This is a genomic window from Faecalibacterium sp. OF03-6AC (assembly GCF_003478175.1).
GTDB lineage: Bacteria > Bacillota > Clostridia > Oscillospirales > Ruminococcaceae > Faecalibacterium > Faecalibacterium taiwanense.
In genome coordinates, this window is the sequence record NZ_QUEN01000005.1 from 225,687 (window position 1) to 234,049 (window position 8,363).

Here is an 8,363-nt window from a genome sequence, read left to right on the forward strand (position 1 = left end):
CCGCCGTCCAAAACGGACAGCAGGTGCATTTTTTAGGTTTTACAGTGCCTTGATGGCGGTCTTAATGCGCTCGGCGGCCATCTTGGTCTTTTCGGCGTCACCGAAAGCGGTCAGGCGGAAGTAGCCCTCGCCGCACTCGCCGAAGCCCACGCCCGGGGTACCGACCACGCCGCAGTTTTCCAGCAGCCAGTCGAAGAACTCCCAGCTCTTCATGTTACCGGGGCAGCGCAGCCAGATGTAGGGGCTGTTCTTGCCGCCGCAGTACCACACGCCGCACTCGTCCAGAGCGTCCGCGATGACCTTGGCATTCTTGCGGTAGTAGTCCAAATTCTGCTGGATCTCGGCCATGCCGCTCTCGGTGAACACCGCAGCGGCGGCGCGCTGCACCACGTAAGGCACACCGTTGAACTTGGTAGTCTGGCGGCGCAGCCACAGCTTATTGATGTTCATGCCCTCGCGCTCCAGCTCCTTGGGCACCACAGTGTAGCCGCAGCGGGTGCCGGTGAAGCCTGCGATCTTGGAGAAAGAGCAAATTTCAATGGCACACTCGCGTGCACCCTCGATCTCGAAGATGCTGCGGGCGAGGTTCTCGTCGGAGATGAAGCACTCGTATGCAGCATCGTACAGGATGATGGCATCGTTCTTCTTGGCGTAGTCCACCCATGCCTTGAGCTGGTCGCGGGTGTAGGCGGCACCGGTGGGGTTATTGGGGCTGCAGATATAGATGATGTCAGCCTTCACATTCTCATCCGGCATCCCCAGGAAGCCGTTCTCCTGACTGGTGCGGCTGTAGATGATCTTGCGGCCATCGGTCACGTTATCGTCCACGTAGGTAGGATAAACGGGGTCCGGCACCAGCACGGTGTTGTCCACATCGAACAGGCCCAGTACGTTGGCCAGATCGCTCTTTGCACCATCAGAGATGAAAATTTCATCCTCTGCCAGCTGGGTGCCGCGGCCTGCGTAGTAGCCCTGAATGGCCTGCTTGAGGAAGGGGTAGCCCTGCTCCGGGCCATAGCCGTGGAAGCCTTCCTTGGTGCCCATCTCATCGGCTGCATCGTGCATGGCCTTGACCACGCACTTTGCCAGCGGCTGGGTCACATCGCCAATGCCAAGACGAATGATCTCCTTCTCCGGGTGTGCCTCCTGATAAGCGGCCACCTTGTGGGCAATGTCCACAAACAGGTAGCTTGCCTTCAGCTCGTTGTAATGCTTGTTCATCTTCATGGTTACTTTCCCTCGATTCATCTTTGTATCATGTTCTCCGCCGCCGGACGGCGGCAGCGAACATTCTTTTTAAACTTCTGTGATACCTTCGCACACGGTCTCGGCGGCGCCGGTCATCAGCAGCTGTCTGCCGGGCAATACCCGGATGGTCAGCACACCGCCGCGCAGCTGCACATGGATGTCCTCGCCTGCCGGGCAGATGCCAAGCTCGGTCAGGGCCGCCACGGTGGCGCAGGTGCCGGTGCCGCAGGCCCATGTCTCGCCGCTGCCGCGCTCCCACACCCGCATCTTCAGGTGGGTGGCATCCACCACCTGCACGAACTCGGTGTTGATGCGCTCCGGGAAGTTTGCGTGGTGCTCAAAGGCCGGGCCGATCTCTTCCAGCTTCAGGCTGTCCACATCCTCCACCACGGTCACACAGTGGGGGTTGCCCACACTGATGCAGGTCACATGCCACGTTTTGCCGTCCACGGTCAGTTCTTTGTCCACAAGCGGTTCTTCGCCCATGTTCACAGCAGGCAGGCTGGCAGGCATGGCACTGTAAGCGCCCATCTCCACCTGCCACAGGCCCGCACCCTTGTGGGTGACGGTCTTCAGGCCGCTGAGGGTATCAATGGCAAGGGTCTCTTTGGCAATGCCGTGGGTGTACAGCCATTCAGCCACACAGCGGATGCCGTTGCCGCACATCCTGCCCTCGCTGCCGTCTGCGTTGAAGATGCGCATCATGCCGTCCGCACCCGCCGTCTGCGCAGCGCAGATGCAGATGATGCCGTCCGCACCAATGGAAAAATGCCGCCGGGACAATTTTTCGGAAAGGGCTGCAATGTTCTCCGGCACACCGCTTTTGCGGCAGTCCAGATAGATATAATCGTTAGCGCAGCCCTGCATTTTGGTAAATGAAAGCTTCATGCTCAAAACTCCTTCATGGGACTTGTGGTCAGTCCCTATAAACTCGCTACTCTATAATGATAAGAAACCGGGGCGCTCCTGTCAAGCGAAAATGCACCTTTCCGGCAATTTTTCGCAAAGGAATCTGTCAGAATGGAAAACAGGGCTTGACAATACGCATGGCATGGGATATAAAAAAAGAGAGAGTTTTGTACAGTCCGGGGCCGCGCAGCATCTGCGGGTGCATCCGTCACGGCAGCCGCACGCACGGCACCGGTGTACAGGACAGGCAAAACAACTGCAAAAAGGAGACCACAGGAATGGATACTTTTGAAAAAATCCGTGCATTGCTGGCGGAGCAGCTGGATGTTGACCCGGCAAAGATCACGATGGACAGTGACATCATGAGCGATTTTGAGGCCGACAGTCTGGATATCGTGGATATGGTGATGACGCTGGAGGATGAGTTTGGCATTGAGGTGCCGGACGATGCCATCGAGTCCCTGCGCACCGTGGGCGATGTGGTAAACTTTGTGGACAGCCACGCGCAGAACTGATTCAGTCAAAAAGCCCTGCCTTCTGGTGCGGCACCCGGCCGCACTGCATGGACGGGGCTTTTAATATGGTTCGTGCGGAACGCAAGCCGTTTGGCGCACGGCCTTAGGAGGAAAAAGCAAAAATGGCAAAAGATTCAAAGAAGCTCGTACAGGCGATCACCAGCCAGGAAGAGAACTTCGCACAGTGGTACACCGATATCTGCGTGAAGGCAGAGCTGGTGGAGTACTCCAGCGTGAAGGGTTTCATCATCCTGCGCCCCTACGGTCAGGCCATCTGGGAGCTGATCCAGAAGGACATGGATGCCCGCTTCAAGGCCACCGGCCATGAAAACGTGGCAATGCCCGTACTGATCCCGGAAAGCCTGCTGCAGAAGGAGGGCGAACTGGTCAATGGCTTCGCGCCGGAGGTGGCGTGGGTCACGATGGGCGGTTCCGACAAGCTGGAAGAGCGTCTGGCCGTGCGTCCCACCAGTGAGACCATGTTCTGCGACCACTGGTCCCGCGTGCTGCACAGCTACCGTGAGCTTCCCATGAAGTACAACCAGTGGTGCAGCGTTGTCCGCTGGGAAAAGACCACCCGCCCCTTCCTGCGCAGCCGCGAGTTCTGGTGGCAGGAAGGCCACACCATCCACGAGACTGCCGCCGAGGCTGAGGCTGAGACCCAGCAGCAGCTGAACTGCTACGCAGATGTCTGCGAGCAGGATCTGGCCATCCCCGTGGTAAAGGGCCGCAAGACCGACAAGGAAAAGTTTGCCGGTGCCGAGGCCACCTATACCATCGAGGCCATGATGAAGGACGGCAAGGCCCTGCAGAGCGGCACCAGCCACTACTTTGGCGATAAGTTCAGCAAGGCTTATGACGTGACCTTTACCGGCCGCGACAACCAGCTGCATCATCCGTTCCAGACCAGCTGGGGCGTTTCCACCCGTCTGGTGGGCGCTATCATCATGACCCACGGCGACGACGACGGCCTGATCCTGCCCCCGGCAGTGGCCCCCATTCAGGTGGTCGTAGTGCCCATCGCAGCCCACAAGCCCGGCGTTTCCGAGAAGGCTGCCGAGCTGGCCGAGAAGATCAGCAAGTATGCCCGCGTGAAGCTGGATGACAGCGACAACGCACCGGGCTGGAAGTTCTCTCAGTGGGAGATGAAGGGCGTGCCCCTGCGTCTGGAGATCGGCCCCAAGGATCTGGAAAAGAACCAGTGCGTGCTGGTGCGCCGCGATACCCGCGAAAAAGTCTTCGTCTCTCTGGACGAGCTGGAGACTGCGATCCCCGCACAGCTGGAGGCCCTGCGCAAGGACCTGTACGAGCGTGCTCTTGCCAACCGCGAGAAGCGCACCTGGGCTGCCACCACCATGGACGAGGTGAAGGAGCTGGCCAAGGCAAACACCGGCTACATCAAGACCATGTGGTGCGGCGACCTTGCCTGCGAGATGAAGATGAAGGAAGAAGTCGGCCTGTCCAGCCGCTGCATGCCGTTTGAGCAGGAACACCTGAGCGATGTATGCCCCTGCTGCGGCAAGCCCGCCAAGACCATGGTCTACTGGGGCGTGGCGTACTAAGCTTTCCTTTTGATAACAGCATAAAAGCTCCCGGAGCATTTCGATGTTCCGGGAGCTTTTTCTTGTTTGCAGAACTCCTTCCGTCATCGCCGGCGCGATGCCACCGCCCTCAACGAGGGAGGCTTGACCGCGCAGACAGGCTTCCTCTCTGAGGGAGCTGGCAAGCGAAGCAAGACTGAGGGAGTTTTACCGGTCAAATGTGGTGCTCAACGTGGTCTCCCAGCTTTCACCCGGGGCAAGGCAGGCGGCAGCGGCACGCTGGCTCCACTGCTGCGGGTCAGTCTCGGCGGCGGGCAGGCTGTGCCACGGCTCAATGCACACAAACCGCACCGGCTTTGCAGGGGCCGACCAGATAAGCGCGTAGGGGTAGCCTTCCACATTGCAGGTGATCTTGCGGCCGGTGCCCTTCTCATAGATGCCAATGGTCTTGGTGCGCAGGCCCGCCATGCAGAAGCTGTCGTTTGCGAACAGATCATCCGTCAGCTGGATGGCCTGCTGGTTCTTCCACTGGTAATAGCACTTGCCAGACAGAAGGCCATTCGGACGGGCATCCAGAATGACCGGGCTTTCCGGCTGGTCGAACCGGAACTCGTAATCCGTGGTGGTGTGCTGTGCATCAAAGGGGATGTTGAACGCCGGGTGATAGCCGATGCCAAAGCGCAGCTCTTCGGTGCCGGGGTTGCGCACCGTCAGCGTATGGTGCACGGTCTTGCCGTCCAGATGGAAGGTGCTGGTGAGCACAAAGTCGAAGGGGAAGCGTTCGGCTTTGATGGCATCATCCGAGCTCAGCTCCAACTGGATGGTGTCGCCCTCGGCCTTGAGCAGGGTGTGCTCCACATCGCGGGCAAAGCCGTGCTGACCGCCCTTGTACGTTTTGCCGCCCGCCTCAAAGGTGCCGCCGGGCAGCTTGCCCGTCCACGGGAACAGAATGGGTGCGTGGCGCTTCCACACTGCCGGGTCGGCCTGCCAGAGCAGCTCTTCCCCCGCCGCATTTTTCAGGCTGACGGCTTCGGCACCGTGGGTATCCACAGTCAAGGTCAAAAATTCATTGTGAATGGTTGCCTGCATTGCTGTATTCTCCTTTATGCTTCTTATCATAGGCTGTCCGAACGGCAGGTGCGCCCACTCCGTCCTGCTTCCGCTCGCCAGTCCATCCAGCGTGAGAAGCCCTCACACTTCCCGTAGTGGTGCATCGTCGATCCTAATTGCAGCCTGCACTTTAGACCATGGCTTCGCGTCATCCTGCCGGAGTGGGCGCACCCGCCTAACTGCTTCCAGTATACACTCCTCTGCTGCAAAAGAAAAGCCCCATTCACGCGCGGCGGCGCAGTGGAATACGCTGTGAGAGAAGCGATACCACTTTTACAGCAAAGGAGCATCCGCCTATGAAAAACACCGGCATTCTACGCATTCAAGCTTTCGGTGCCCGTCAGTCCTCGCCCATCGAAGGTGTTCTCGTCACCGTGTCCGGCAACGGCTTTACCATCCAGCGCATCACCGACGCAGAGGGCAATGCCGCTGATCTTTCCATTGAAGCGCCCTCCTGCGCCCTGTCGTTGCAGGAAGATAACACGGTGCGGCCTTACGCCGTTGTGGATCTGACTGCTGTCAAAGCAGGCTACCGCACCGTGCGCATTCAGGGCGTGCAGATCTTTGCCGGGCAGGTCACCCTTGCCCAGCCGGAGATGATCCCCGATACCGAGGAAGGCCGCGATATCCCGAATGTGCCGGTGGTCATCCCGGAGCATTCGCTTTTCACCGGAGACGGCGGCAGCGGCCCGGAGCCGGTGCAAAACTGCGTGCCCCGGGTGCTGGACAGAGTCATCATTCCCAAAAACATCACGGTGCATCTGGGCAGGCCTGCGGCATCCGCCCGCAATGTGACTGTCTCCTTCCGGGACTATATCGCCAATGTTGCATCCAGCGAAGTCTACCCTACCTGGCCGGACGAAAATAACCCAACGGGTCATCCAGAGCTTTTTCGCTCAAAAATTCCATTCGATCGTGATTTTTTGCCCACCCATCCGTGCATCCTTCGGCCCGACCACTACACGGTCCACCAGCAGCACAACAAGTTCGCGGGTCAGATGCGAAACCTGTGCCAGTTCTCGGACACGCTGCATTTGCGCCTGCACCACGCCGGTCTCTTCCTGCTGTTGTTCCAGTTCCGCCTCCAATGCATTGATCCGTGTCTCTGCCTTTTTCACTTCTTTCAGAAAAGACTGGTTCATTTCCGAAAACTGGACGGCGTCAATCAAACCGGACACCTTATCCAGATACAGCTGCTGCACAGCCCTGCGGCGCCGTTCTACCTCGCTTTTCAGCCGTTTCAGCTCACTGCGCTGCGCTTGTTGCCGCACCGGGTCATCCCTCCGGGGCAGCTCCACCTTTTCCGGGTCGAAGTAGTCCTCTGCATATTCCCGGATGCGCCGGAGCACCAGCTCCTGCAGGTCATTCAGGTTGGTGCAGGTCCTGTTCCCGCACCGCCCGGGGTCACGCTGGTGCATCCGGCAGCGGACATAGCGCACACGGGTGCCATCTGCCTTGGGCGGCCGGCCGGTCTGCTCCATGATGCAGCCGCAGCAGCTGCACACCACTTTCCGTGCCAAAGGGTGGATCATGCCGCCGACGCCGCTGCGGGTGCGGCCCTGCATCGTCCGCTGCACCATAGCGTAGGTATCCTTGTCGATGATGGCTTCGTGAGTGTTCTCCACCACGATCCACTGAGACTTGGGGAGCCAGACCGTCCGCTTGGATTTATAGCTCACCCTTTTGTGCCGCCCCTGCACCAGATTCCCGGCATAGGTCTGGTTGTGGAGCATCTGGTAGATGGTCCCGCTGCTCCACAGCGGCTCATAGGGCGTTTTCCGAGTCAGGTGGCAGCGGTCTCCGTTCTGCTGCTTGTACGCCGTGGGGCTCGGCACCCCCTCCTCGTTCAAAATCTGTGCGATCTTGTGGGCTCCCACGCCGCGGAGAGCCATGGCGTAGATCCGCTTCACCACCTCCGCCGCCTCCGGGTCGATCTGAAGTCTCCCCTTCACCGCTGGGTCTTTCCGGTAGCCATACAACGCAAAGGAGGCAATGTACTGCCCCTCCTTCCGCTTGTGGTCCAGCACCGAACGGACATTGACGGACAGATCCTCCAGATACCACTCGTTGATCAGACCGTTGATCTGCCGGGACTTTTTGTTGGCGGTATCGTCGGTATCCACATGGTCCACCACCGCAATGAACCGGATGCCCCACTCCATGAACTTTCCGTGGAGGTATTTTTCCACCAGCTCCATATCACGGGTAAAACGGGACTGGGTCTTTGCCAGCACCACATCAAACCTATGTTCGCTGGCAGCCTGGATCATCGCATTGAAGGCCGGACGGTTCCGGTCGATGCCGGAGTAATCCTCATCAGAATAGATCTGGTAGAGTTCAAGCCCCTTTTCCATGGCGTATTGGATCAGCATCGACTTCTGGTTCTGGATGCTTTCTGATTCACCGGTTTTGGTTTCGTCTTCTTTGCTCAGACGGCAATAAATTGCTGCTTTCATGCTTTGCACCATTGCAGTGACACTCTGTCAGACACCGGCCTTTGACGGATCGGCAGCAGACAGTCTATCAACGATATATCGTTCAAACTCCCGTTGAAAACGTTCTTTGCGCTGCTGGTTGGTCTCAGAATGGAATTTTTCGTGCAGGATAAAAGAAGTTTTCTCCATAGGCTCCCCCTTTTCGGTTTACCTTGTTGTGATGTGCGTCCTTTCAGTCTATTTCCGTCTGCAGGAAATCAGAACTTTTCAGGCTGCAATCCTTCAGGGCGGTGTGGTCCAGCTCACATTTTGTAAAGGAGCAGTCCACAAAACCTTGCATTTTTTCAGACGTCATACTGAAAGAAAAGGTGTCTTGACACATCCGTTTGGGAGGTACTCCGTATGAAATTTCTGATCGTAGTGGATATGCAAAACGACTTTATCACCGGCTCGCTTGGCACAAAAGAGGCCGAAGCCATTCTGCCGAAGGTGCTGGAAAAGATCCGCACCTACCGTCCGGAGCAGATCTTTGTCACCTAGGATACACACCCGGACAACTATCTGGATGGTGCCCGCTTTGACCGGTGCTGTCAGCACCACCTTGC

9 protein-coding genes are annotated in these 8,363 nt (G+C 58.2%); 3 read left to right on the forward strand and 6 right to left on the reverse strand.

What is annotated here, in order from left to right:
• Nucleotides 1-39: 39 nt before the first annotated feature.
• Both DXA66_RS07980 and dapF read right to left on the reverse strand, forming a co-directional pair.
• Complete coding sequence (locus DXA66_RS07980; RefSeq protein WP_097774778.1) at nt 40-1,227, reverse strand: LL-diaminopimelate aminotransferase; 1,188 nt, start codon at nt 1,225-1,227, stop codon at nt 40-42.
• A 69-nt stretch (nt 1,228-1,296) separates the two neighbouring features.
• On the reverse strand, nt 1,297-2,136 hold the full coding sequence (gene dapF, locus DXA66_RS07985) for a diaminopimelate epimerase (RefSeq protein ID WP_097778195.1): 840 nt from the start codon (nt 2,134-2,136) through the stop codon (nt 1,297-1,299).
• A 299-nt stretch (nt 2,137-2,435) separates the two neighbouring features.
• Here dapF and acpP point away from each other — a divergent pair, with 299 nt between their 5' ends.
• On the forward strand, nt 2,436-2,672 hold the full coding sequence (acpP, locus tag DXA66_RS07990; protein WP_044953468.1) for an acyl carrier protein: 237 nt from the start codon (nt 2,436-2,438) through the stop codon (nt 2,670-2,672).
• A gap of 122 nt (nt 2,673-2,794) precedes the next feature.
• Nucleotides 2,795-4,234 (forward strand): proline--tRNA ligase, encoded by a 1,440-nt coding sequence (gene proS, locus DXA66_RS07995; RefSeq protein WP_005939895.1) that lies wholly within the window; start codon nt 2,795-2,797, stop codon nt 4,232-4,234.
• A gap of 186 nt (nt 4,235-4,420) precedes the next feature.
• On the opposite strand, the gene DXA66_RS08000 is transcribed toward proS, so the two are convergent.
• The 4 genes from DXA66_RS08000 to DXA66_RS14280 all read right to left on the reverse strand — a co-directional run bounded on the left by DXA66_RS08000 (nt 4,421) and on the right by DXA66_RS14280 (nt 7,947).
• Nucleotides 4,421-5,302: an aldose 1-epimerase family protein gene (locus DXA66_RS08000; RefSeq protein ID WP_118528063.1), complete on the reverse strand. Its 882-nt coding sequence runs from the start codon at nt 5,300-5,302 to the stop codon at nt 4,421-4,423.
• Nucleotides 5,303-5,637: 335 nt separating this feature from the next.
• The gene (locus DXA66_RS14275; protein WP_158576347.1) at nt 5,638-6,084 is read right to left on the reverse strand and encodes a hypothetical protein; all 447 of its coding nucleotides are present in this window, start codon (nt 6,082-6,084) and stop codon (nt 5,638-5,640) included.
• 135 nt (nt 6,085-6,219) lie between these two features.
• Nucleotides 6,220-7,779 (reverse strand): recombinase family protein, encoded by a 1,560-nt coding sequence (locus tag DXA66_RS08010; protein WP_118528081.1) that lies wholly within the window; start codon nt 7,777-7,779, stop codon nt 6,220-6,222.
• Nucleotides 7,780-7,806: 27 nt separating this feature from the next.
• Nucleotides 7,807-7,947 (reverse strand): hypothetical protein, encoded by a 141-nt coding sequence (locus tag DXA66_RS14280; protein WP_154258627.1) that lies wholly within the window; start codon nt 7,945-7,947, stop codon nt 7,807-7,809.
• Nucleotides 7,948-8,160: 213 nt separating this feature from the next.
• Between DXA66_RS14280 and DXA66_RS08015 the strand changes: the two genes are divergently transcribed.
• On the forward strand, nt 8,161-8,298 hold the full coding sequence (locus tag DXA66_RS08015; protein ID WP_187119388.1) for a hypothetical protein: 138 nt from the start codon (nt 8,161-8,163) through the stop codon (nt 8,296-8,298).
• The last annotated feature ends 65 nt before the right edge of the window (nt 8,299-8,363 follow it).